This is a genomic window from Xanthomonas sp. 60 (assembly GCF_011761925.1).
Genome location: NZ_JAASQW010000006.1, coordinates 197,811 through 223,257, shown reverse-complemented (window position 1 = coordinate 223,257; position 25,447 = coordinate 197,811). Strand labels below are relative to the sequence as shown.

Here is a 25,447-nt window from a genome sequence, read left to right as displayed (position 1 = left end):
GGGTCAGCCGGCCAGGACGGCGGCGTCGCGGGCCAGCGCTTCGATCGCAGACCAGTCACGCGCCTGCAGCAGGGCCGGTGTGGTCAGCCAGGAGCCCCCTACGCACAGCACGTTGGGCAGGTGCAGGAACTGCGGCGCGGTCTGCACGCTGATGCCGCCGGTCGGGCAGAAACGCACATCGGCGAACGGCCCGGCCCATGCCGAGAGCAGCGGCGCGCCACCGGCCTGCACGGCAGGGAAGAACTTGAACGTATCCAGGCCTTGTTCAAGGCCCTGCATGAGCTCGGACGCGGTGGCCACGCCCGGCAGGAACGGCAGGTCCAGATCACGCGCGGCGGCGTACAGGCGGGCGGTTGCACCGGGTGACACGGCGAAGCGTCCACCGGCGTCCTTCAGCGCGCTCATCTGCGCCTGGCCCAGCACCGTGCCCGCACCGATCACCGCATCGGGCACGGCCTCCACCATCGCCTTGATGGCGTCCATCGCGCGCGGCGTGCGCAGCGTGACTTCGATGACCGGCAGGCCGCCGCGGAACAGCGCCTGGGCCACCTGCACGGCATCGTCCACGTCATCGGGAGTGAACACCGGGATCACCGGTGCCAGCTTGAGTACCGCGCGAACGCGGGGATCAGCGCCGGACATCGAAACGCTCCTCGCCCACCAGGGCCAGTACGTCAGCTTCGCTGACAGGATTGAAATCGCCCGGAATGGAATGCTTCAGTCCGCCGGCGGCCAGGCCGAAGCGCACGATGGCGTCCTCGTCCCAGCCCTGCATGATGCCATGCAGGATACCGGCGGCGAATGCATCGCCACCGCCGATGCGGTCGATGATGCCTGGCAATGCGCGGGCCGGCGCCTGCGCGCGGCGGCCATCGCGTCCAAGCAGCAGCGCGCCCAGCCTATGGTGGTCCACGCTCAGCGGCTGGCGCTGCGTGCAGGCCATCCACTGCAACGCAGGGAAGGCATCGAACGCGGCTGCCGCGGCGCGCTCGACCCGGGCCACGACGTCCTGTTCGGGGAACGAAAGGCCGAGCACGACTTCGATGTCGCGGTAGTCGGCGAACACGATATCGGCCTGGGCAAACAGCTCCCGCAGGATCGCGGTGGCGTCCCCGCCCCAGCGCTGCCACAACTTGGGGCGGAAGTTGCCATCGAACGACACCCGCACGCCACGTTCGCGCGCTGCGCGGGCGGCGGCCAGCGTGGCCTGCGCCACATCGGCGCCGAGTGCGGGGCTCACCCCCGAAAGGTGCAGCCAGTCGGTATCGCGCAGCAGGGTGTCCCAGTCGTAGTCGGCAGCGGTGCTGAGGGCGAAGGCCGAATCGGCGCGGTCATAGACGACCTCGCTCGCGCGCTGCACGGCACCGGTGGTGAGGAAGTACAGGCCCATGCGTGCGTCCGCGCGCCGCACCACGCCCTGCGTGTCCACGCCATGGCGGCGCAGTTCGGACAGCGCATGCAGGCCGAGCGGATTGTCCGCTACGGTACTGGCCATCCTGACGGTGTGGCCGAAATGCGCCAGCGACACGCCGACATTGGCTTCCGCACCGCCCACGTGCACGTCCAACCGCGGCGTCTGCAGCAGCAGCTCATTTCCCGGTGCGCCCAGGCGCAGCAGCAGTTCTCCGAAACAGACCACTCGACTCATCAGATGTCCTCATTGCCCCGCCACGGCATAGGCGCGGTAGGCTCATTGTGACGGGCGCGCACCCCGCGCGACCGTTGACTATCGGTGTCATTCTAGCCGTGAAGCGACGCCCGTCCATCGTTGTACGTCGGTGGAAGCCATGTCCCACAAGCCTTCGAGGGACATGACAGATCTGTTGCGGTGCAAGATGCCCGATCCTGAAGGTGCTGTTAACGTCCGCCCTGACCAGCGGTGTCATCGTTTGTCACCGCGAGCAGTAACCAGACCTTTGGGAGAGGGAAAGGCAATGAATTCTCGTACTAACCGCAGAAAGACACCGGTTACCATGCTCGCGCTGTCGATCGGTCTGGCGCTCGGCGCCACCGCCCATGCGCAGGACGCCGGCCAGGCCGCGACCGACCTGGACACCGTCACCGTCACCGGCTACCGCGCCAGCGTGGAGAAGGCGCTGGACATCAAGCGCAGCGAAGCCGGCGTGGTGGACGCCATCGTGGCCGAGGACGTGGGCAAATTCCCCGACCTGAACCTGGCCGAATCGCTGCAGCGCATCCCCGGCGTGGTCATCACCCGGGAAGCCGGCGAAGGCCGCAACATCTCCGTGCGCGGCCTGGGACCGGACTTCACCCGCGTGCGCATCAACGGCATGGAGGCGCTGACCACCGTCGGTGCCGGCGACCAGAGCGGCGGCACCAACCGCGGCCGCGGCTTCGACTTCAACGTGTTCGCCTCTGATCTGTTCTCGCAGATGCTGGTGCGCAAGACCGCCTCGGCCGATGTCGAGGAAGGCTCGCTCGGCGCTACGGTGGACCTGCGCACGGCGCGCCCGTTCGACTACGACGGCTTCACCTTCGCCGCCAGCGGCCAGGCCGGCTTCAACGCCATGGCCGAGAAGGCGGATCCGCGCATGGCCGCGCTGATCTCCAACACCTTCGCCGACGGCACCTTTGGCGCCCTGCTCTCGGTGGCCTATTCCGAGCGCCAGGCGCTGGAGGAAGGCGCCAACACCGGGCGCTGGGCCAATGGCCCGAGCAACGGCGGCTTCGCCGCGAGCTCGCCGTTTGCCGCAGCCCGCAGTGCCGATGTGTACCACCCGCGCTTCCCGCGCTACGTGCAGATGCAGCACGAGCAGGAGCGCCTGGGCGTGACCGGTTCGCTGCAGTGGAAGCCGACCGACCGCACCGAGATCTCGCTGGATGCGCTGTACTCGAAGATCGATGCAACGCGCGACGAAGCCTACATCGAAGCCATTTCCTTCAGCCGCAACCGTGACGCCGCCACCGGTGCCGCGCGCCGTGCCGACCGCGATGGCAAGCCGGTGATGGTGGTGCGCAACGGTGAGATCCGCAACAACGCACTGGTCTACGGCGAGTTCGACAACGTGGACATCCGCTCGGAAAACCGCCATGACGAGTGGAACACCGAGTTCAAGCAGGTCAGCCTGAACTTCGATCACCGCTTCGGCGATGCGTTCTCGATCAACGGCAAGCTGGGCACTTCGCGCTCGGCCCATGAGAACCCGGTGCAGACCACGGTCATCATGGACAAGTACGATGTGGACGGGTACAGCTACGACTACCGTGGCAATGCCAACGCGCCGATCCTCAACTACGGCATCGACCCGACCAACCCCAACGGCTGGGAGCTGGCTGAAATCCGCCTGCGCCCGCAGTCGGTGGACAATGACTTCGACACCGGCGAGCTGAACTTCAACTGGAACATCAGCCCCGGCTTCCGCCTGAAAGGCGGCGTGCTGGCCAAGGACTACACCTTCGACACCGTGGAACTGCGCCGCAACAGCGAAGGCGCCGTTCCGCTGCTGCCCAACGGCACCCGCATCCTGCCGGGTGAGCTGACCACGCAGGCCGGCCTGAAGGGCATCTCCGGTTCGCCGTCGAACTGGGTGATTCCCGACCTGGACGCGGTGGCCGAGCTGCTCGGCATCTACAGCAACACCGGCACCTTCGCCGTCGCCCCGCGCCTGAACAACAGCCGCAGCGTGGAAGAGAAGGATCGCGGCGCCTGGCTGATGGGCGAGTTCTCCACCGACCTCGGCTCCATTCCGCTGTCGGGCAACTTCGGCGTGCGTTATGTGGAAACCGAGCAGAGCTCCACCGGTTACGCCACCGTGGCCGGCGCACCGGTGCTGGCCACCACCACCCGCAAGTACGATGACACCCTGCCCTCCTTCAACCTGGTCGCCGAAATCACCCCGGACTTCCTGATCCGCCTCGGCGCGGCGAAGGTGATGAGCCGTCCCGGCCTGGGCAACCTGACCCCGGGCGTGACCGTGGCCGTAGCCGGTGGTGCGCGTACCGTGGCCGGCGGCAACCCGAACCTGGATCCGTTCCGCGCCACCAACGTGGACATGAGCTTCGAGTGGTACTTCAACGAAGGCGCCATGGCCGGCATCGGTCTGTTCTATAAGGACATCGAGTCGTTCGTGCAGACCACCCGCGAAGTGCGTCCGTATTCCAGCAGCGGCCTGCCGGCCAGCCTGCTTGATGGCACCGGTGCCTCGGTCAACGATGACTTCACCTTCAGCATTCCGCTCAACACCCCGGGCGGGGAGCTGTATGGCGTGGAAGCCAACTACACCCAACCCTTCACCTTCCTGCCGGGCAACTGGTCCAACCTCGGCGTGCAGCTGAACTACACCTGGGTGGACACCAGCATCCAGTACGTCAACGGCACCGGGGCGGCGGTGATGAAGAACCAGCTGACCGGCACCTCGAAGAATGCTTGGAACGCGACGCTGTTCTACGAAGGACAGGTGTGGTCCGGCCGCGTTTCGGCGACCAACCGCAGCGACTACCTGACCCAGGCACCGGGCCAGGAAACCGGCTTCAACCTGGACGGCTACCACGGCATGACCGGCACCACCGTGCTTGATGCTTCGCTGCGCTACCGCGTGAGCGACCAGCTCGAGTTGACGCTGGAAGGCATCAACCTCACCAACGAAGCCTCCGACGAGTGGGTGTACTCGCCGGCGACCGGCCAGCTCCCGCTGCAGTACACCGAGAGTGGCCGTCAGTACATGCTCGGCGTCCGCTACAAGTTCTGATCGACCGACGCGACGGCGGCCCGACCGCCGTCGCCAGGTGCAACGCCGACGATCCCGCCCGCGTGGCCCGCTGCTGCGGCGCAAGATGATGTGCCGTGGACGCTTTGCTACGTTTCCGTGACCTGCGGTGTCAGCAAGACGTTGCGCCGAGGCGGTGTTCCGGAGGCTCCGGAGCCCGCCTGCTACCGCCCACGCACGTTCGCAGACACCCTGGGAGGGGATGCCACCATGGACCTTGCACACGCCCGCCGCCCGCCTGCGCGTACACCGGGACGGACGGCCAACGCGGCCTTGATTCAAGACGCTTCGCCTCCGGGCGACGCCGGCCTGCGCTCCACGTTCTGACCGTGCACGCGACCCTGCCGACGGCACCGCATGGACCCCGGCCCCTCTCTCCGGCCGGATCCGTGCGCTGCCGTGGCGGGGCCGCCGCACGGCTGCCTCACCGCCGTACCGTCACCTGTTGTTGAAAGGAAGGCCCATGCCACACCGCTCCGCTGTCACCGCCCATCCGCCCCGTCGCTGCCTGCTGGCCCTTGCGGTGGCGCTGTCCGCAGCGCCGGCGCTGGCGGCCGATCCGCCCGCGCTGCTGTTCCATGTCGATGCCCGCAGCGGCCTGGACGCCGCAGTGGCCGGCGGTGAAGCGGTGCCGAATTTCCGCGACAAGGTGAAGGTTGTCGATGACGGGGCACTCGGCAAGGCCATCCAGTGGGAAGACGATGGCGTGCTGGCCTGGAACGCGCCGGGCAACATCCTGGCCCAGCGCGGCACGCTCGCCTTCGACTGGCGCGCGCGCTATGCCGTGGGCGAAGCCCCGTTCGTGATCTTCCGCGTGGGCTACGCCGACCACAGCAGCTGGGACATGGCATGGCTGCGCATCGACTGGAACGGCGAGGGCTTCGATGCCTTCGTCACCGACGCCAACCTCGCGCGTACCCGCGTGTCGTTCAAGCTGCCGCAGCGCCCGCGTCCGGACCAGTGGCTGCACCTGGCCTTCGCCTGGGATGAAGACCACGGCGTGCGCCTGTTCGTGGACGGCCGGGAGGTTGCCCGCGCGGACACGCGCGCCGACTACGATGCGGCCCTGGACCAGCTCGGCCTGGCCGGCCGGGTGATGGCGCCGTACCAGGTACAGAGCCGCTACAACTTCCTGCGCGGCAGTGATTTCCAGCACATCCGCGTCTACGACCGCATGCTCGATGCACCGGCCGTGGCCGCGCTCGCGCAGGGCCAGGCGGTGACCACGGCCATGCCCGACGCCACCGACGAACGGGCCTGGCGGCATCGCTTCGGCTGGGACACCTCGGCGCCGCCCCTGCTGGATGCGGCGGCCACGCGCATCCGCAAGGTCGAGTTCGCCGACACCCGCGACCTCAAGCAGTGGATGTGGAAGGCCACCGATGGCATCGCCGAGACCACCTGGCCCGGCGTCTACAACCGCTCGCGCCTGCCCGGGCGCGACGACTATTTCCAGCTGCCGGACTGGAACACCTACGTGGAGGCCGGCCAGCACCTTGATCTGACCGTGCCGGCCGCGGAGACCGTCAACCGCATGGAGATCCGCGGCGCCGCCTTCGGTACGCTCGCGCACGGCGACACGGTGGACACGGCCACCCAGGTCGTACTGCAGCGCCCGCAGGGCGTGGTGCGCAGCGTGGACGACATTCCCGCCCAGCGCGGCGGCGTGCTGCGCTTCAGCAACGTGCAGCAGGAAACGCCGATCCAGGAGATCTGGGCGTACCACGTGGAAGCCGGCCAGGAGCCGGAAGGCAGCGTCAAGCAGACCTACTTCATCGACAGCGCGGCGCTGCCGGACTACACCAACCTGGCCGACCTGCGCCGTTACATCGAGGGGCGCTACCCCGACGCCGAACGCAGCACGGTCATGGCCCTGCCCAAGGGGGCCGGCTCACGCCGCCGCCGTGCCGACACCCTGCCGGCGCAGCCACGCCCCATCGTGCACGTGCTGGTGCCTTCCGGCGTGGGCGATGCGCCGGCCGACCAGCCACTGATCCGCAGCTGGGCACACAGCTGGGAGAACATGCACGACGGGCTGGACGGGGTGGCCATCGACCTGCCGGCGCTGGACCTGCCGGCCACGCACGGTGGCCTGATTCCGCTCAACATCCGCATCAAGGATCCGATCTGGCCGGCGCGCGACATGATCGATGTGTCGGTCTCGGTGAAGCCCGGGCAGAAGCGCACGGTGTTCCTGGACCTGCGCGACCGCATCCTGACGCCGGACAGCCTGTGGCTGAGCATCGCCTCGGCCGCCCCGGGATTCGATGCCGCAGCGCTGGACGGTGCGGAGATCCGGATGGTCTACAAGCCGCGCGAGGAGGCGTTGAAGGAACACATCGCCGACCGCTTCAACCAGGTGCGCGACAACTGGGGTTTCCTCGTCGAAGAGCACACCACCTCCAAGCGGCAGCGCCTGTACGCCCGCGTCTACGCGGACCTGAGCGATCTGCTGCGGGTGGATCCGGACCACGCACTTGGCCGGCTGTACTGGAACTACATCAGCTACAACAGCCAGGGGCGGCCACCGTTCGCGCTGCCCGAGGTGCCCAAGGGCGTGCCGGCGTGGGCGTTCTACCAGGTGCAGGACCTGGCCTACGTGCGCCGCTTCATCGACTGGTGGATCGACCATCGGCAGGTGCCGTACGGTGACTTCGGCGGCGGCATCTCCGATGACTCCGACCTCACCCAGCAGTGGCCGGGGCTGGCGCTGATGGGGGCCATGCCGGACAAGCTCAACGCCTCGCTGACCGCGCTGTCCGATGCGGTGTACCGCAATGGCATGTTCAGCAACGGACTGAGCACGATCGAGACCGATGAGCTGCACGCCTACGAAGAAGGCATCAACACCAACAGCGCGATGCTGTACCTCAACTGGGGCGAGCCGCTCACGCTCGAGCGCCTGATGGAGACGGTGAAGGCCTTCGACGAGAAGATCATCCTGACCAATCCACAGGGCCATCTGCTGTTCTCCAGCAACTGGTTCGGCGGCAACAAGGTCTACCGCGAGCCCAACTGGCAGTGGCAGAAGCCGTACTCGTTCCCGGTGCTGCACCCGGCCTTCCTGCTCGGCCAGTACAACGCCGATCCCACCGGCCGACGGCTGGTGACCGGTCTGGCCGATGGCTACCTGGCGCACGCGTCCACCGACGACGAGGGCCGCTTCACCCTGCCGAACGAGATCAACTGGGCGACCGGCAAGACCCGTGGCGGCGAGCTCAACAACGGCTCCGGCAGCGGCGACATCATGCATACCTTCTGGGCGGCGTGGCGCTGGACCGGTGATGCGAAGTACCTCAGGGCACTGGATTACCGCGTCGAGCGCGGGGGTCCAGGCGCCCTGTCCAACCTCGGCGAGAACGTCGTGGACGTGTTGGGACGGCAGCAGGCGTGGTATCCGAAGCTGACCGGGGACGCGCAGGCCGGGCGTACCGGCTTTGCCAGCCTGATGGCCTGGCAGGCGAGCGGCGATACGACGTACATCGAAGCCCTGCATGCCGACGGCATCCAGGCCAAGGCGCAGCGCGAGTACATGAACACCGAGGGCCACTGGTGGTCGGACCGGGTGGAGGCGCCAAGTGAGTTCCTGCAGCGCGCACGCCTGGGCGGCATCGCGCTCAAGCGCAACCAGAGCTGGCCCGGCCACACCGTGAGCTGGCGCTTCGACCGCGACGATGCCGCCGAGCAGGTGGCACTGCTGGTCCACGCACCGTCGCGCGAACGCTTCACCGTGACCAGCCACAATCTTTCAAAGCGCGTGATCGGTGCCGACATGACCGGATGGAATGTGGCCAGCGGTACCTGGCGCGTACGCAGCGGCGTGGATGCCGACGGCGATGGCCGGATCGATGGCAAGGCACGGGAGCGCGAGGTCATGCTGGAGACCAGTGCATCCACGGCCCTGCAGTTCCAGCCAGGCCGGACGGAGGTGTTCGAGTTCGAACGCATCCGCGCAGGCTCGACGGTGGAAACGCGCCCGGACCTGGGCGTGGGACGGGGCGATGTGCGCGTGGACGGCCGGCAGGTGCATCTCACCGTGCACAGCCTGGGCCATGTCGGCACGGGCGTGGGCGTGGCGGTGCTCGAAGACGCGCATGGCCGTGAACTGGCGCGTACCGAGGTCCCCGCCCTGGCCGCGCCGCTGGATCTGCAGCCGAAGACCACGCAGGTACAGCTGCCGCTGCCGGCCGGTGGACGCAGCGGGCTGCGCGTGCGCGTGGCACTGGCTGATGGCGGGGAGGAAGTGACCCTGCTGAACAACGCGGTGGCCGTGCCCTGAACCCGGCCTGCGCCGCTCTTCGGGGCGGCGCGGGCGGAGGGCCAGCCTCACCTGCAGGCGGGGGATCAGGCGTCGATGCCCAGGCACTTCACCCGGCGCACATACCACCCCTGCTCGTCCACCGGTTCGAAGACCGCGCTGCGCTCCATCGGAGCCTGGTAGACATGCACCGACACCGCCACGTCCTCTTCGCTCGCGTTGCACAGCGTGTGGTACTCGAACGGTGGAATGAGGCTGCCCGTGCTGCCGCAATGACCGTACAGGACAGGCTCGGCGCGGAAGCGATGGCGCTCGCCCTGCTGTTCCAGCAGCGTGTAGGGGGTGACCTGCAGATCGCCCTGCCAGACGCCTTCCACGCACCACATCGCATCGTGGTCATGCAGGGGCGTGCCCTGCCCCGGGGCCCAGCACATGGTGATGATGCTGTACCCAAGCGCTGCGCTGCGGTGGATCTCACGCCGGGCGTAGTGGCCCGGCACGGGCCGTCGCACGCAGGCAGGCAACTGGATCGCGGGATCGGCGATGGCCTCGCTGAGTGCGTCCTTGACCGCGCGGGTCACCAACGGCGGATCACCGAGCGCGACGGCTTCATCGATCCGCCGCAGCAGGCGATCCCGCCCGGGAAAAGCCAACGGTGTATAGGTTTCTTCCATGTTCCCGAGTCTAGGGAACGGGCGTTAACATCGCGTTCGGCGAGGTGAAGTGGTGCGTTGAGCGTCATCTTGTGACGGGATAAACGCGCTTTTACTCACCACTATCGACCGGGGCTGCGGCGCGCATGCCGGTTACGGCAACAGCAGCGGCCGCAGTTCCGGTATGGCGCGGGCCAGTTCTTCGGTGACCACGGCGGCGAATGTGGCGGCGCCCTCATCACCCAGGTGCGTGTAATCGAAAGCCCGCTTGGCCTGTCCCATCGGCTCCAGCAGTGCATTCGCGGCGGCGCCGGTGACGCCGGGTGCCGCGGGGCCGGCCTCGATCGTGGTGCCTTCCAGCGCGGCCAGCACCTGCGTCTGGCTGGCCGGCGCCTGCGCCAGGCGCATCGCGCCCACGGGGCCGGCGGCCTGCACCAGCGCGCGGCTGCGCGCATGCAGATCGACCAGCGGCACCTGCATTTCGCGGGCGACCGAACGCACCGCCTCGGCCCACGGCGCGAGGTCATCGATGAGCTGGCCGTCGGCGAACTGGCGGCGGGTCAGCGGGGTCAGCAGGACCGGCCGCGCGCCTGCAGCCCGTACCTCGCGGACATAGCGGCGCAGGTTTTCCGGAAACTCGGTCCGCAGGTCCGTGGAACGGCCCGGTTTGCCGGGCTGGTCATTGTGGCCGAACTGGATCAGCACCCAGGTCGCCACATAGCCGGGCGCGGCCATCTCGGCCTGCACCAGCGACCACGATCCCTCGGCCCGGTAGCTGTAGGTGCTGCGACCGCCGCGCGCGAGATTGAGGCAGGCGACGAACGAGGTCACGTGGTCGGCGCACAACCGTGGTCCCCAGCCCCCTTGCACGGCGGTGGTGGAGTCACCGACGAGCAGGATCCGGCTGGCCCGGATCGGCGTGGCGGGCGTGCGCTGGCCGATCAAAGGCTCCGCATCCGCGGCGGCGGCCGGCGAACCGGCCACAAACAGGTGCGAGGCGAGCAGCAGGGCGGCAGTGCGCAGCAGCATGGGCGTCATGTCCATTCGGAAATCGCGGCTCAGAAGGTGCCGCGCTGGATGAAGGGGGCCTGCTGGTACAGCGCACGTTCGCCGCCCCGCGGATCGTCGGCCAGGGCGCTGTGCGCATCGAAGAGCAGGGTCTGGCGCCGAGGCAGGCTGTACGGTTCCCACGCGGGAATGCCGGCGTGGTTCGGATCACCGTGGCGGGCGAAGGCGATCAGCGCCGCGCTCATCGCGCCGGCGACCGTGCGCGCGGCCTCACCATCGCCGGTGCGTGAGCCCGGCTGGGCGAGCGTGTCGAACACCAGCGGGATGTCCAGCGTGTGGAAGGCGCCGAACTTCCCTCCATCGAGTGGAGAGCCCCAGTCCAGCTGATAGGCCCAGGTGGGCGCCGCGCCGGCCGGCTGGCGTGCCCGCGCTTCCAGTTCTTCCACGGCCCCGCGCCAGGAGCGCCCAGCCGTGGTGGCCGCGAAGAACACGTCGCTTGGCGTGTAGTGCGGGTACAGGCGGCGATAGGTTTCGATCACCCGCTGCGGGCGCAGGTCCACGTACTGCTGCTTTTCCAGCTTGGCCGGCAGCGTCTCCCAGGTGAGCGTGAAGTTGGCCGGGTCATTGCCGAGGAAGGCGCGTGTCTCGTCGCGGGTGTTGCCGATGACCAGCGGAATGTGCGCGGACTGGCGCGGCGCCTCCGGCCAGAAGGGATGCACCGGCAGCACGCTGTCGTCCAGTACCGGCCCCACGTACAGGCCGGTGTCCTCCACGCGCGAGGGATCACGCGCGCTGGTCGCCGCCAGCAGCCCGGCGGGCGAAAGCCGCAGCAGGCCATCGATGTCGGTGGCGCCCACCTTCTCCATCGCGATCGCGGTGCGCTGGGCGGCGGCACGCGGTCCGGCTGCGGTGACCTGCTGGCCGCTCATGGTCCAGGCACGGTGGAACAGCCCCTTCGCCGCCGGCATGGCCATCAGCGTGGCGATCTTCGCGCCGCCACCGGACTGTCCGAACACGGTGATGTTGCCGGCATCGCCGCCGAACACCGCCGCGTGCTGGCGCACCCAGTGCAGTGCCTGCACCAGATCGAGCTGGCCGACATTGCCCGAGGCCGCGTAGCGTGGATCACCCAGTGCGCCGAGATACAGATAGCCGAACACGTTCAGGCGGTGATTGACCGTCACCACCACCACGTCGCCGCGGCGTGCCAGTGCGCCGCCGTCGTACAGCGGGTCGGTGCCGGAGCCGTTGTTGTAGGCGCCGCCATGGATGTAGAACAGGATCGGGCGCTTGCCACCGTCACCCAGGCCGGGCGTCCACACGTTGAGGAACAGGCAATCCTCGCTGCCCGGTCCATCACGTCCGCCCTGGGGCGCGGCGCTGCCATAGTCCAACGCATCGGCGATGCCGCGCCAGGGGGCTTCAGGTCGTGGCGGCTGGAAGCGGTAGCCGCCGGTGTCGGCGCCGTAGCGCAGGCCCCGGAACACATGGATGCCGTGCTCGCGCTGGCCACGCACGCGACCGCTGCGCACGCGGGCGATCACCTGCGCATCGGCATGCACCGGCGACGCAGCCGCCAGGGCAGGAGGCAGCAGCGAAACGCTGGCGGCCGCCAGTGCCCAGCGCGCGCTGTCAGCGAGAAAACGCCTGCGTTGCAGGTCGGCAGAATCGACGGTCATGGCGTGTCCTGGTGGGGAGTGGGCAGCAGCCAGCGCTGCACCAGCGCCGGCCACAGGGCGGCGGTGGCGTCCGCGCGGGTACGCATGCCGAAGCCGTGGCCACCACGGCCGAACACATGCAGCTCATGGTCCACGCCGGCGCGGTCCAGCGCCTGGGCCATCAGCAGGCTGTTGTCCGCGTGCACGACGGCATCGTCGGCGGCATGCAGCAGCATCACCGGCGGCATGTCCGCACGCACCTGCTGCTGCATGGAATAGCGCGCGATGTCCTGCGCGGTGGGGTCCCGGCCGAGCAGGCGCTGCCGGGACCCGGCATGCGCGGATGCGCCCATGTCGATCACCGGGTACACCAGCACCGCCTGCGAGGGCCGCGCGCTGAGCCGGTCCACGGCGTCACCGGGGGGGTAGGCGGCGTGGTCGAACCCGGTGGCCAGCCGTGCGGCCACATGCCCTCCTGCGGAGAACCCCATGACGGCCACCTGCTGCGCATCCAGGCCCCGGGGGGCGGCGGCATGACGGATCACCCGCATCGCGCGCTGGGCGTCGGCGAGCGCGGCCTCCCGATCGCGTCCGGGCTCGGGCAGCCGATAGCGCAGCACGAACAGCGTGTAGCCGGCACGGTCAACCCACTCGGGCACGAGCTCAGTGCCTTCCTTGTCGATCACCACGCGCTGGTAGCCGCCACCGGGAATCACCAGCAGCGCCTTCCCGTTGGCGCGCTGCGGTGGCGGCGAGTACACCGCCAGCCACGGCGCGTCGACCCGGTCGACATAGCGGTCCGGCTGTGTGGGGTCGCTGCTGCGCTCGACCTCGCGTGCCGTGCCGGGCGCACCCCGCTCACCCGGCACCCTCGCCGGCCACAGCAACAGCCGCTCGTCCCGGGGCGGGGTAGGCGACGCCACCCCGCCGACCTCGCGTTGCACCGCAGCGGAGGCGGCACCGATCGCGGTGGCGTGACACACCAGGAAAAACACGAGCAACGGCAGCAATCTCATGGGGCGCGGACGTCCGGGGCAGTGGGCAGGGGCACGGGGCGGGGGAGGCGGATGCCTTCTGACGCACTGCACATTGCCAGATGACACCGGTTTACCATATACACGTCATCCGAACGCTGTCGATGCGCAGCGCAACAACGCCATTGGGAGAGCCTCCTTGAGCAACGAACCCGGCAACATGGACCTGCCACCCGAACAGGCCGCGCAGGCCGCCGCCATCGCCCGCGCCTTCACCGACGCCCGCCGCCAGGGCGCCTCCCTGGCCGATTTCCCGGGCCAGATCCCCCCGGACCTGGTCAGCGCCTACGCCGTGCAGGATCTGGCGATCAGCCAATGGGACGACGCCGTGGTGGGCTGGAAGGTCGGCTACATCGCCGAGGAACGCCGTGACGCCTCGGGCGATGACCGCCTGCTGGGTCCGATCTTCAAGCGGCAACTCAAAAATGCCACCGGTGGAACAGTCATCGACATCCCGGTCTTCGAGGGCGGCTTCGCGGCGGTGGAGGCCGAGTTCGTGATCGAGCTGCTGGAAGATGCACCGGCCGAGCAGCTGCGCTGGACGCCGGAACAGGCCGAGGCGCTGCCGGCGCGCCTGTACATCGGCGTGGAAGTGGCGAGCAGCCCGCTGGCGACGATCAACCTGCTCGGCCCGCGGGTCGTGGTGTCCGATTTCGGCAACAACAATGGCCTGCTGCTGGGGCCGGAAATCAGTGCATGGACCACGCGCGACGATGCACAGCTGCGCGCCGAGACGCTGATCGACGGCGAGGTGGTCGGCACCGGCGGCGCCACGCGCCTGCCCGGGGGCCTACGTACGGCCATCGCCTTTGCGCTCTCGCGTTCGGCCCAGCGTGGCCGCCCGCTCAAGCGCGGCGATCTGATCGCCACCGGCAACGCGACCGGTATCCATGACATCACCGTGGGCCAGAGCGCGCTGGTGCGTTTCGCCGGCTTCGGTGACATTGCCTGCAAGGCGGTGCCCGCCGGCTGACGCCGCGGGTCCGTGACCACGCGCGGGAGGGCGCAGATGATCACACGTAGAAACTTTCTCACCACCAGCCTTGGCGCGATGGCAGCGCCCCTGCTGGCCGGGTGCGGCCAGGGCGGCACGGCCCTGGTGCCCGGTGGCCACCTGTTGACCGCCACCGATGTGCACGTGGCGGACTATCCCACCGTGACCGCGGTGAAGTGGATCGGCGATACGCTCGAGCGCCAGACCAACGGTCGCCTGCGCCTGCGCCAGTACCACTCGGGCCAGCTGGGCCGCGAATCCGAAGCGATCGACATGGCGCGCTTCGGGGCCATCGACATCACCCGTGTCTACTCCGGTGCGCTCAACAATGCGTTCCCGGGCACCCAGGCGCTCTGCCTGCCCTACGTGTTCAATTCCGTGGCGCACATGCGCGCGGCGCTGGATGGCGGGGTGGCCGAGGCGGTGCTGCGTGGCTTCGAGAGCCGCGATCTGGTCGGCCTGGCGATCTACGATTCGGGCGCGCGCTGCTTCTACAACACCAAGCACCCCATCGTGGAACCGGGCGACCTGAAGGGCCTGAAGCTGCGCGTGGCGTCCTCGGACATCTTCATCCAGCTGATGCGGCTGTTCGGTGCCAACCCGACGCCGATGTCGCTGGGCGATACGTTCTCCGGCATGGAAACGCACATGATCGACGGTGCCGAGAACAACATGCGCAGCTTCCATTCCAGCCGCCATTTCGAGGCCGCGCATTTCTGGTCGCAGAGCGACCACTCCTACGCGCCCGACGTGCTGTTGATGTCGCGAGCCAGCCTGGACCAGCTGCAGCCGGACGATCGCCAGCTGTTGCTGGACGTGGCGCGCGCCTCGGTGAAGGTGATGCGCCAGCAGTGGGATGCCTCCGAAGACGCCGCGCGCAAGGCGGTGGCCGACTTCGGCATCAAGACCAACGCCGTGGACATGGCCGCCTTCCGCACGGCCGCCGAGCCGCTGCTGCAGACCTACCTGCAGCAACCCGAGCTGGCCGCGCTGGTCCGCCGCATCCGCGATTTCGCCTGAGGAACCTGCCATGACCGATACGACGACGGGCACCGCCCCGCTCGCCCCGCGCGCGGGGCAGCGCCTGCTGGACCGCCTGGCCGACTACACCATCTACGTGGCCGTCGCCGCCCTGCTGGGGCTGGTGGTGGTGCAGGGCTGGCAGGTCTTCGCCCGCTATGTGATCAATGATTCGCCCAGCTGGACCGAGCCGGTCACGCTGCTGCTGCTGAGCACGGCGATGAGCCTGGGCGCAGCCTGCGGCGTGCATACCAACCGGCACTTCGGCTTCTTCCTGCTGGCCGGCTACATGGGCTCGCGGCTGCGCCGCGCGGTGGACACGATGACCCAGCTGGTGATCGCCGTGCTGGGCGGCTTCATCGCGCTGTGGGCGATGGTCCTGCTGCTCGACGGCCTGGACATCAAGACGGCCGGTGCGCCGCTGCCGCAGAGCATCAACTACCTGCCGCTGTCCATCGGCGGTGCGCTGATGGTGCTGTTCGCCCTCAATCGCGCGTGGCGGGTGCACCACCCGCTGCCGGTTGCACTCGAAGACGCTGAAGGAGACCGCTGAACATGGGCATCGCCATTCTCTTTGCCGTGTTCGCGGCCCTGCTCCTGCTGGGCGTTCCCGTCGCCTTCGCATTGGCCGCCGCCGCACTGGCCACCCTGCTCTACCTGGACATTCCCAGCATCGTGCTGGTGCAGCAGATCTCCGCCGGCACCGGCTCGGCCTCGCTGATCGCCATTCCACTGTTCATCTTCGCCGGTGAAATCATGATGCGCGGCGGCATCTCCGAACGGCTCATCGCACTGGCGTCTTCGCTCGTCGGACGCATGCGCGGTGGCCTGGGCCAGGTCTCGATCCTGTCCTCGCTGTTCTTCGGCGGTGTGTCCGGCTCGGCCATCGCCGATGTGTCCGCGGTCGGCGGCACGATGATCCCGCAGATGGTCAAGCGCGGGTACGACCGCGATTTCGCGGTCAACGTGAGCATCACCGCCGCGCTGGTGGCGCTGCTCGTGCCGCCTTCGCACAACCTCATCCTGTTCTCCGCCGCCGCCGGCGGCGGCCTGTCCATCGCCGATCTGTTCGCGGCGGGCATCGTGCCGGCGCTGCTGATGACGGTCACCCTGATGCTCACCGGCTACATCGTGGCGCGCCGGCGCGGTTACGGGGTCGAAGCCTTCCCGGGCTGGCGCGCGGTGGCCCTGCGCATCGTCTCCGCCCTGCCCGGCCTGGGTCTGGTCGCGCTGATCTTCGTGGGTATCCGTGCCGGCATCTTCACTGCCGTGGAAAGTGCGGCCATCGCGGTGGTCTACGCGCTGCTGGTCACCACCGTGCTGTACCGCCAGCTGCCGTGGCGGGAGTTCTTCGGCACGGTGATCCATGCCGCGCGCAGCACCGGTGTGATCCTGTTCGTGATCGCCACGGCGGCGGTGTTCGGCTGGCTGCTGGCGTTCCTGCAGGTCCCGACCGCCGCGGTGGACTTCCTGCAGTCCTTCGCCCACAGCCAGTTCATGGTGCTGCTGATGATCGTGGTCATGCTGCTGCTGCTGGGCACGTTCATGGACCTGGCACCGATGATCCTGATCTGCACGCCGATCTTCCTGCCCGTCGCCAAGGCGTACGGCATCGATCCGATCCACTTCGGCCTGGTGCTGGTGCTGACCGGTGGCCTGGGGCTGGTGACGCCGCCTGTGGGCTCGGTGCTGTTCATCGGTACGGCCATCGGCAAGATCACCGTGGGGCAGAGCATGCGCACCATCTGGCCGTTCTGGTTCGCCGCCCTGGGCGTGCTGCTGGTGGTGACCTTCTTCCCCGCCCTGTCGCTGTGGCTGCCGCAGGTGCTGCGCGCGTGATGTGCCCGGGGCGCCGGCCTGGCCCGCGCCCCTGAAGGTTCCGGCGGCGCCGCCGCCGTGAACCCCCGTTTCGTTCCTGGGAGGGAAAACGATGCTGTTGAGATCCACCCTGAAATGCCTGCTGGCCGCCGGCCTGCTGCTCACCGCCGGTGCCGCCGCTGCCGGCCCCAGCGACCGTGGTGCCTGGAAGCGCGGCATCGAGAACCAGCGCCAGGCCGATCTCGGCAACGGCATGTTCCTCAACCCGGTGTTCGCCGGCGATCGCCCGGACCCGTCGGTGCTGAAGGACGGCGAGGACTACTACCTCACCCTGTCCTCGTTCGACGCCTACCCGGGTCTGCCGCTGTGGCACTCGCGCGACCTGGTCAACTGGCAGCCGCTGGGCCACGCGATCACGAAGAATGTCGGCGCGATCTGGGCCCCGGACATCATCAAGCACGAAGGCCGCTACTACATCTATTTCCCGGCCCGCACCGGCCAGACCCGCAGCAACTTCGTGGTCTGGGCCGATGACATCAAGGGGCCGTGGAGCGAGCCGATCGACATCGGGCTGGAGAAGTACATCGATCCCGGCCACGCCGTGGGCGAGGACGGCAAGCGTTACCTGTTCCTCAGCGGCGGCGATTATGTGCAGCTGGCCGACGACGGCCTGAGCGTGGCCGGCACCCCGAAACACGTGTACGACGGCTGGGCGTATCCGGAAAGCTGGGATGTGGAGGCCTATGCGCAGGAAGGTCCCAAGATCAACTTCCGCGATGGCTGGTACTACATGACCACCGCCGTGGGCGGCACCGCCGGCCCGCCGACCGGCCACATGGTGATCGTGGCCCGCTCGCGTTCGATCCACGGCCCCTGGGTGAACGATCCGAACAATCCGATCATGCGCACCCGGTCAGCGGCCGAGCCGTGGTGGTCGCGCGGACATGCCACGGTGGTGGAAGGCACCGACAACCGGTGGTGGATGATCTACCACGGGTACGAGAACGGATACTGGACCCTGGGCCGGCAGGCCCTGCTGGAGCCCATCGAGTGGACGGCCGACGGCTGGTACGTGGCCAGGGGCGGCGACCTGGGCCAGCCGCTGCGCAAGCCGGCAGGCACGTCGATCGGACCGCATGGCATGGCGCTTTCGGACACTTTCAGCGGCACCCGCCTTGGCCCGCAATGGTCTTTCTTCAATCCCACTCCGCAGGAGTATTCCCGCCTGGGCTTCACGCCCACGGGCCTGGTGTTGCAGGGCAAGGGCGAAACGCCGCGCGACAGCTCGCCGCTGACCGCCATCGCCGGCGACAAGGCCTACCAGTTCGAGGTGGAGATGCAGGTCGCCCCGGGCGCGGTGGGCGGTGCCCTGCTGTTCTACAGCGACCGTCTGTATGCAGGCGTGGGCAGCAACGGCGAGACGTTCATCATGCACCGCTACGGCGAGGAGCGCCCGACCCGCCTGACCCCCAGCGCGACCGGCGGCCGGCTGTGGCTGCGGGTGACCAACAACCGGCACATCGTGACGATCCATTCCAGCACCGACGGCACCACCTGGGAAAAGTACCCGGTGCAGATGGAGGTGTCCGGTTACCATCACAATGTGGCAGGCAAGTTCCTGGCCCTGAAACCGGCCCTCTACGCAGCCGGCGACGGCGCGGTGACTTTCCGCAACTTCCGGTACCGCGCGCTCGACTGAGCGTGTGGCAGGACCCTCGGACTTTTCGGGTGCAAGACATGTCAGTGCGCAACAACAACGATGGCACCAGGCCACCCCTGATGGCCAAGGGCAAGGCCGCGACGATCAATGACATCGCGCGGCTTTCCGGCGTCTCCAAGAAGACCGTCTCGCGGATCATCAACAACTCCCCGCTGGTGCGCAAGGACACCCGCGAGAAGGTCGAGGCCCTGATGCGCGAGGTCGGCTACGCGCCGGATCCGCTGGCGCGCGGGCTGGCGTTCCGGCGCTCGTTCCTGATCGGGATGGTGTACGACAACCCCACCGCGCAGTACATCGTGGACATGCAGTACGGCGCGCTGGATGCGCTGCGCGGTTCGAGTTTCGAACTGGTGGTGCACCCCTGCGACAGCCGCAGCCCGGGTTACATCGACGGGGTGCTGCGCTTCGTGCAGCAGCAGAAACTGCACGGGGTGATCCTGGTGCCGCGTGCTTCCGAGGACCAGGCGCTGGCCGATGCCCTGGCCGAGGTGGGCTGCCGCTTCACCCGCATCGCCTCGCTGCCGCTGGACGACACGTCGCAGATGGTGGTCACCCACGATCGTGATGGCGCGGCCGAAGCCGCCGATTACCTGCTGTCGCTGGGGCACCGCGAGATCGCGCTGGTCACCGGCCCGAGCGCCTACCGCTCCGCGCACGAGCGGACCTCCGGCTTCATCGAAGCGCTGGCCAAGCGCGGGATCGAGCTGCCGAAGGAACGCATCGTGGAAGCCGGCTACACCTTCGAATCCGGTGTGGCCGCCGCGGAGAAACTGCTGCTCGGCAAGCAGCGGCCCACCGCGATCTTCACCGGCAACGACGAGATGGCCGCCGGCATCTACAAGGTGGCCCTGCGCGCGGGCATCAACATCCCCCGCCAGCTGTCCATCGTCGGCTACGACGACAGCCCCCTGGCCTCGCGCCTGTGGCCGTCGCTGACCTCGGTTCGCCGCCACACGCGCGATACCGGGCGCACCGCTGCGGCGATGCTGATCCAGCCCGAAGGCCAGGCCGTGATGCCCATCGCCAGCGTACGCCCGCACCTGATCGTGCGGGATTCCTGCCAGCCGCCGGAAGACTGATCCGCCGGCCGACGTCCCCCCGCGTTGCTGAGGCCATCCTCCGGCCTACCTTGCAGCGCAAAATGACACCGGTGTCCATGATCGCTAGAATGGCCCGGAACCGCGCTGGCGCCGACCCGTCGGCCCGCCCCCTGCTCTGGAGAAGCCATGTACTGCAAGACCCATTACGCCACCCATCCCGATGCCATCAAGGGCGCCAGCAATGACGACCTGCGCGATCTGTACCTGCTCGACGGCCTGTTCAACGCCGATACGGTGACCCTGAAGTACACCCATTACGAGCGCTTCGTGCTCGGCGGTGCCGCGCCGGTCAACGGCCCGGTGTCGCTGCCCAGGCAGACCGAACCGGCCTCGGCCGCAGGCCACCCGTTCCTGGAACGCCGCGAGCTGGGCGTGATCAACGTTGGCGCCGGGACTGGCACCGTGACCGTGGATGGCACCGTGTTCACGCTGGGTCCGAAGGACGGCCTGTACATCGCCATGGGCAGCGAAGAGGTGGTGTTCGCTTCCGCCGATGCGGCCACGCCGGCGCAGTTCTACCTGGCCTCCACGCCGGCCCATGCCCGTTTTGAAACCAAGGCCCTGTCCATCAAGGATGCCGTGGCCCTGGACCGTGGCGCGCTGGAAACCAGCAACGAACGCACCATCTACCAGTACATCGTGCCGGCCACGTGCCAGTCCTCGCAGCTGCTGCTGGGCCTGACTGTGCTCAAGCCGGGCAGCGTGTGGAACACCATGCCGCCGCACCTGCACGATCGCCGCAGTGAGGTGTATTTCTACTTCGACCTGGGCCAGAACGACCGCGTCTACCACTTCATGGGCGAGCCGGACGCGCAGCGCCACATCGTGATCCAGAACAACGAAGCCGTCGTCTCGCCGCCGTGGTCCATCCACATGGGCGCAGGCACCAGCAACTATGCCTTCATCTGGGCGATGGGCGGCGAGAACCTGGATTACACCGACATGCACGTGCTGGACATCTGCCAGCTCAAGTAAGGCAGCCGCACCCCCTGCCGCCGGCCCCGCAGCCGGCGGCGTTCCGCCCCCGGGCTGGCGCCCTGCGCCGGCAGCCGGGGCATGCACCCGCAACGCACTCACAAGGAATGCTCCGCAATGGCTAATCCGTTCAGTCTGGAAGGCAAGGTCGCGCTGGTCACCGGTGGCAACACCGGCCTGGGCCAGGGTATCGCCCTCGCCCTGGCGGCCGCTGGCGCCGACGTCGCCGTGGCCGGCATCGCTCCGCCCACCGAGACCGTCGAGAAGATCACCGCGCTGGGGCGCCGCTGCCTGGCCATCGAAGCCAACCTGATCAGCATCGAGCCGGTGGAGCGCATCGTGCGCGAGACCATCGAAGGCCTCGGCGGACTGGACATCCTGGTCAACAACGCCGGCCTGATCCGCCGCGCCGACGCGGTCGATTTCAGCGAGCAGGACTGGGACGACGTGATGAACGTCAACATCAAGTCCGCCTTCTTCATCTCGCAGGCAGCAGGCCGGCATTTCATCGCCCAGGGCCACGGCAAGATCATCAACATCGCCTCGATGCTGTCCTTCCAGGGCGGCGTGCGCGTACCGTCCTACACCGCCAGCAAGAGCGGCATCGCCGGCATCACCCGCCTGCTCGCCAACGAGTGGGCCGGCAAGGGCGTGAACATCAACGCCATCGCACCGGGCTACATGGCCACCGACAACACCGCCGCGCTGCGGGCCGACGAGGCCCGCAACAAGTCGATCCTCGACCGCATCCCGGCCGCACGCTGGGGCACGCCGGACGACCTGGCCGGTGCGGCCGTGTTCCTTGCCTCTCCGGCCTCGGACTACGTCAACGGTGCGGTGCTGCCGGTCGATGGTGGCTGGCTGGCGCGGTAAACCCGGCGCCTCATCGGCGCAACCCGAAGACGCTCCGATAAGGTGGCCCTCGTGCGAACACTGCTCACGCTGTTTCTCGTGCTGACCCTGCCCTGCGCCTTCGCCGAACCGGCGAAGGTGTTCATCGCCGGGGATTCCACCGCGGCCGACTACGGGCCGGAGCGGGCACCGCAGGCCGGTTGGGGACAGGCGCTGCAGAGTTATCTCGACCCGGCCCGCTTCGAGGTCCGCAACCACGCCAAGGGGGGCCGCAGCACGCGCAGCTTCATCGCCGAAGGCCGCCTGGACGCGATCGCCGCCGACCTGCAGCGCGGGGACGTGCTGCTGATCCAGTTCGGCCACAACGATGCGAAGTTCGAGGACCCGAGCCGTTACACCGATCCTCAGCACGATTACCCGCAGCTGCTGATGCGGTACGTGCAGCTGGCGCGTGACAAGGGCGCCACCCCGGTGCTGGTCACGCCGGTGGCGCGGCTGTTGTACGACTTCGGTTCGCTGCTGGACACGCATGGCATGTACACCCAGGCCATGAAACAGCTGGCCACGCGCGAGGACGTCGCGCTGATCGACCTCAACGCCCGCTCCACGCACTGGATCCGTGGGCTGGGCGAGGCCGGGGCGAAGCCCTATTTCATGTTCGTCCCGGCGCAGAACAAGGCCGACGGCACGCACTTCAGCGCGGCCGGTGCCACGGCGGTGGCCTGCCTGCTGGTGCGTGACTGGGTGGCGCTGCAGCCGGCAGTGAAACCGGCCCTCGTGCGTGACATCGACTGCGACGTGGCGCCTGCGTCGGCAGCCCTGCCGCAGCCCGGCAGCGACCGCGCCAACGGCTCGCAGGTCGTGCATGAAAAGGTGCTGGCGCGCACCCAGCCCGGTCCGCATGGCGGTGCCGGGCCAACGACCGCCTATCCATTCTTCGCCGATACCGAGGGACTGTCCTTCGTGCTGCGCAAGCGCGTGCTGCACAAGGGCGCGGGCATCGGCCTGCACCCGCAGCACAAGGACGAGATCTACTACATCGTCAGCGGCGAAGGATCGTATGTGCTCGATGGGCAGCAGTTCGACGTGCGCGCCGGCCACGCGCTGCTGACCCGTCCCGGCAGCCTGCATGCGCTGCAGCAGCGCGGCGAGGAGGACCTGGTGGTGCTGCTGGCGTACCCGCGGTGATGCCCTATGCCAGGCAGTGGCCTGGCACAGCTGCGATCAGCCCCGCGCCACCCGGCTGACCAGATAGCGTTTGACGCGGTGTGAGCCGGGCGACTTCAACGCACGCGCCTGCAGTGCGATGTCGCCGGGCTGGCCCAGGTTGTTCTGGTGCAGCGACCAGGTGATCAAAGAACGTTGCGCGGTGTCCAGCTCATCCACCACCTGGAACGATACGACGCGCCGCTCCTCCCGGCTGTACAGCTTCCCCCACCTGCTCAGCGTGTTGTAGCGGGTGACGTGGCCGAACGTGGCACCGTCCAGATCAACGACGACCGGCTGCAGCTGACGGATGCTCTCGCTGTCGAACACCGCAAGGACCTCGCCGCGTGGACGCATCACCGTGAGTTTCATCGCAGGTGACTGCGCGATGGGCCGGTGCACGTCGAGCAGAGCGGTCTCCAGCCCCGCAGGCAGTTCACCGAGGGTCGGTTCGATACGCTTTTGAAGTGCGACGCTGTGGGTATCATCCAGGTCGTTGCCGATGGCTTCGTTGAACGCGTGCTTGATGAAATCATAGGTGAGCCCAGCCCCGACCAGCTCGCCGAAATTCATCGCGAGTTCGTAGATGAAACTTCCTGGCTTCGGTGCGGTGAGCAACACTTCGACGCCGCTGGCGGCGTCGCCCTGCTTCTTCACTTCATCGTTGAGAAACGCGTGCAGGGTGATGTTCAGCGCACGCGCGATGCCATTCAAAGCCTGGGCGGCATCATATGCATTGAGGACATGCGAATCGGCGGAGCCGTTCTCGAACTTGAACTTGATCTTCAGCGTGGACATCCAGCTCCCTGCATGTGCGTCGTGTACGACGCAGTGGATTGCTGGATGATTAGATAGCTGGCATCAATTCCACGCTGTCAAAAACCGCTCACTGGAAAGTCCATCGGCCTCACACGTCGCCGCCGCTTTCCCACCCTTCGCCCGTGCCGGCCTGGAACACACGGTCGTCTGCCTGCACCTGGCCTGCCGGCAGGTGCGGCTGATCGGTCAGGCCCGCATAGATCGGCGTGAAATCCGGAGCGGTGGCCTGCATCAGCTGCTCGAAGCTTTCGATGACGAAGTAGGTTTTCTGGAACGTATCGATGCGGTAGCGCGTGCGCATGATCCGCTCCAGATCGAAACCGATCCGGTTCGGTGCCGCCGACTCCAGTGCGTACAGCGATTCGCCCTTGGACGAGACGATGCCCGCACCGTAGATCCGCAGGCCTTCCGGCGTATTGATCAGTCCGAACTCCACCGTGTACCAGTACAGCCGGGTGAGGTTCTGCAGCGCCTCCGGGCCCAGCGCATGCGCTTTCACGCCACCGCGGCCGTACGCCTGCATGTAGTCGGCGAAGACGGGATTCATCAGCAGCGGCACATGACCGAACAGGTCATGGAACATGTCCGGCTCGGCGATGTAATCGATCTGGTCCGGACGCCGGATCCACCACGTGACCGGGAAGCGGCGGTTGGCCAGGTGGTCGAAGAAATCCAGCTCCGGCAGCAGGCCTTCCACGCCGACCAGCGTCCAACCGGTGGCAGCCTGGAGGGCCTGGTTGAGCTGCTCGAAGCGGGGAATCTCGTGCGCGCTCATGCCCATGGCGTCCTGGGCGTCCAGGAACTCACGGCATGCACGGTCCACCAGCAGTTCGCGCTGGCGCTGGAACAGGGTGCGCCAGGTGGCATGGTCGTCGGCGCTGTAGCTGTCCCAGGGCTGCTCCACCACGGCGGTGGTGTACACCGGCACGTAGCCCTTGTCGGTCTGCTGGTGCTCGACGCGGCGGGGGGCGGTCTGGTCCATGGGGCGCTCCTTCAGGGTGTCCACCGATGCTAGGGCAGGGCCCGCGCAACAGGGTTGCAAAGTTGCGCGCAGATGGCGTCAGGGCGCAATATCATTGCGTCCATCCCGTGGTGCGAGGCAGCAATGGCAGCTGACGTCCAGTTCGACCGCACGGATCTACGGCTCCTTGCGGAAATACAGCGCGACGGCCGTGCCACCAACGCCGAACTTGCCACCCGGGTGAACCTGTCCCCCTCAGCCTGCCTGCGCCGGTTGCAGCGCCTGGAGGGCGAGGGCGTGATCGCCGGGTACGGTGCGCGGCTGGCACCCCGGCAGATCGGCCTGGGCCTGCAGGCGTTCGTGCGCGTGCAGCTGGAGAAGCATGACCAGGAGGCCATCGCACGCTTCGCCGACAGCGTGGTGGACTGGGATGAAGTGGTCGCCTGCCACGCCCTCACCGGCGACATGGACTACCTGCTGCAGATCTACGTGCGTGACCTGGAGCATTTCTCGCGCTTCCTGTTGGACAAGCTGCTCAACGCCGCCGGCGTGGCCGATGTGAACTCCAGCTTCGTGCTGCGCACGGTGAAGCCGTTCCGGGCGCTGCCGCTCTCGCAGCTGGAGCCGTAATACGGTGAATGGTG

20 protein-coding genes are annotated in these 25,447 nt (G+C 68.0%); 12 read left to right on the top strand and 8 right to left on the bottom strand.

The features are described 5' to 3' along the window. Positions 1–3: 3 nt before the first annotated feature. Together eda and FHY09_RS13485 are read right to left on the bottom strand one after the other, a co-directional pair. Positions 4–642, bottom strand: coding sequence for a bifunctional 4-hydroxy-2-oxoglutarate aldolase/2-dehydro-3-deoxy-phosphogluconate aldolase (eda, locus tag FHY09_RS13490; protein WP_166927401.1), 639 nt, complete (start codon positions 640–642; stop codon positions 4–6). Beyond that, positions 629–1,648 (bottom strand): sugar kinase, encoded by a 1,020-nt coding sequence (locus FHY09_RS13485; RefSeq protein WP_166927400.1) that lies wholly within the window; start codon positions 1,646–1,648, stop codon positions 629–631. The genes eda and FHY09_RS13485 overlap by 14 nt, the downstream gene beginning before the upstream one ends. 286 nt (positions 1,649–1,934) lie before the next feature. Here FHY09_RS13485 and FHY09_RS13480 point away from each other — a divergent pair, with 286 nt between their 5' ends. After that, positions 1,935–4,709, top strand: coding sequence for a TonB-dependent receptor (locus FHY09_RS13480; protein ID WP_166927399.1), 2,775 nt, complete (start codon positions 1,935–1,937; stop codon positions 4,707–4,709). A gap of 481 nt (positions 4,710–5,190) precedes the next feature. Beyond that, entirely contained in the window at positions 5,191–9,006 is a 3,816-nt protein-coding gene (locus FHY09_RS13475; RefSeq protein WP_166927398.1) for a LamG domain-containing protein, read from the top strand. 65 nt (positions 9,007–9,071) lie between these two features. On the opposite strand, the gene FHY09_RS13470 is transcribed toward FHY09_RS13475, so the two are convergent. The 4 genes from FHY09_RS13470 to FHY09_RS13455 all read right to left on the bottom strand — a co-directional run bounded on the left by FHY09_RS13470 (position 9,072) and on the right by FHY09_RS13455 (position 13,320). Next, positions 9,072–9,659: a cysteine dioxygenase gene (locus tag FHY09_RS13470; RefSeq protein ID WP_166927397.1), complete on the bottom strand. Its 588-nt coding sequence runs from the start codon at positions 9,657–9,659 to the stop codon at positions 9,072–9,074. Between the two features lie 132 nt (positions 9,660–9,791). Further along, the gene (locus FHY09_RS13465) at positions 9,792–10,667 is read right to left on the bottom strand and encodes a rhamnogalacturonan acetylesterase (protein ID WP_166927396.1); all 876 of its coding nucleotides are present in this window, start codon (positions 10,665–10,667) and stop codon (positions 9,792–9,794) included. A gap of 29 nt (positions 10,668–10,696) precedes the next feature. After that, positions 10,697–12,325: a carboxylesterase/lipase family protein gene (locus FHY09_RS13460; protein WP_166927395.1), complete on the bottom strand. Its 1,629-nt coding sequence runs from the start codon at positions 12,323–12,325 to the stop codon at positions 10,697–10,699. Continuing rightward, entirely contained in the window at positions 12,322–13,320 is a 999-nt protein-coding gene (locus FHY09_RS13455) for an alpha/beta hydrolase (protein WP_166927394.1), read from the bottom strand. Before FHY09_RS13455 ends, FHY09_RS13460 begins: the two co-directional genes overlap by 4 nt. A gap of 178 nt (positions 13,321–13,498) precedes the next feature. Between FHY09_RS13455 and FHY09_RS13450 the strand changes: the two genes are divergently transcribed. From FHY09_RS13450 to FHY09_RS13410, 9 genes are all read left to right on the top strand, one after another. Beyond that, complete coding sequence (locus FHY09_RS13450) at positions 13,499–14,311, top strand: FAA hydrolase family protein (RefSeq protein ID WP_166927456.1); 813 nt, start codon at positions 13,499–13,501, stop codon at positions 14,309–14,311. A gap of 36 nt (positions 14,312–14,347) precedes the next feature. Then, positions 14,348–15,352, top strand: a complete 1,005-nt coding sequence (locus tag FHY09_RS13445; protein ID WP_166927393.1) for a TRAP transporter substrate-binding protein — start codon at positions 14,348–14,350, stop codon at positions 15,350–15,352. 10 nt (positions 15,353–15,362) lie between these two features. Continuing rightward, positions 15,363–15,905: a TRAP transporter small permease gene (locus FHY09_RS13440; protein ID WP_166927392.1), complete on the top strand. Its 543-nt coding sequence runs from the start codon at positions 15,363–15,365 to the stop codon at positions 15,903–15,905. 2 nt (positions 15,906–15,907) lie between these two features. Next, positions 15,908–17,191: a TRAP transporter large permease gene (locus tag FHY09_RS13435; RefSeq protein ID WP_166927391.1), complete on the top strand. Its 1,284-nt coding sequence runs from the start codon at positions 15,908–15,910 to the stop codon at positions 17,189–17,191. A gap of 91 nt (positions 17,192–17,282) precedes the next feature. Continuing rightward, positions 17,283–18,869 carry a family 43 glycosylhydrolase gene (locus tag FHY09_RS13430; RefSeq protein WP_166927390.1) on the top strand — a complete coding sequence of 529 codons (1,587 nt, stop codon included), beginning with the start codon at positions 17,283–17,285 and terminating at the stop codon, positions 18,867–18,869. A gap of 38 nt (positions 18,870–18,907) precedes the next feature. Further along, a complete protein-coding gene (locus FHY09_RS13425) occupies positions 18,908–19,969 on the top strand; it encodes a LacI family DNA-binding transcriptional regulator (RefSeq protein ID WP_166927389.1) in 1,062 nt (353 codons plus the stop codon). 147 nt (positions 19,970–20,116) lie between these two features. After that, the gene (gene kduI, locus FHY09_RS13420; RefSeq protein ID WP_166927388.1) at positions 20,117–20,965 is read left to right on the top strand and encodes a 5-dehydro-4-deoxy-D-glucuronate isomerase; all 849 of its coding nucleotides are present in this window, start codon (positions 20,117–20,119) and stop codon (positions 20,963–20,965) included. A 117-nt stretch (positions 20,966–21,082) separates the two neighbouring features. After that, positions 21,083–21,838: a 2-dehydro-3-deoxy-D-gluconate 5-dehydrogenase KduD gene (gene kduD, locus FHY09_RS13415; RefSeq protein WP_166927387.1), complete on the top strand. Its 756-nt coding sequence runs from the start codon at positions 21,083–21,085 to the stop codon at positions 21,836–21,838. 51 nt (positions 21,839–21,889) lie between these two features. Next, positions 21,890–23,005 (top strand): GDSL-type esterase/lipase family protein, encoded by a 1,116-nt coding sequence (locus FHY09_RS13410; protein WP_166927386.1) that lies wholly within the window; start codon positions 21,890–21,892, stop codon positions 23,003–23,005. 36 nt (positions 23,006–23,041) lie between these two features. Here FHY09_RS13410 and FHY09_RS13405 read toward each other — a convergent pair whose 3' ends face one another. Beyond that, positions 23,042–23,821, bottom strand: a complete 780-nt coding sequence (locus FHY09_RS13405; RefSeq protein ID WP_166927385.1) for a DUF7946 domain-containing protein — start codon at positions 23,819–23,821, stop codon at positions 23,042–23,044. Between the two features lie 109 nt (positions 23,822–23,930). Next, positions 23,931–24,824 carry a phenylalanine 4-monooxygenase gene (gene phhA, locus FHY09_RS13400; protein WP_166927384.1) on the bottom strand — a complete coding sequence of 298 codons (894 nt, stop codon included), beginning with the start codon at positions 24,822–24,824 and terminating at the stop codon, positions 23,931–23,933. 123 nt (positions 24,825–24,947) lie between these two features. On the opposite strand from phhA, the gene FHY09_RS13395 reads away from it, so the two are divergent. Further along, the gene (locus FHY09_RS13395) at positions 24,948–25,433 is read left to right on the top strand and encodes an Lrp/AsnC family transcriptional regulator (protein WP_166927383.1); all 486 of its coding nucleotides are present in this window, start codon (positions 24,948–24,950) and stop codon (positions 25,431–25,433) included. Positions 25,434–25,447: the final 14 nt, after the last annotated feature.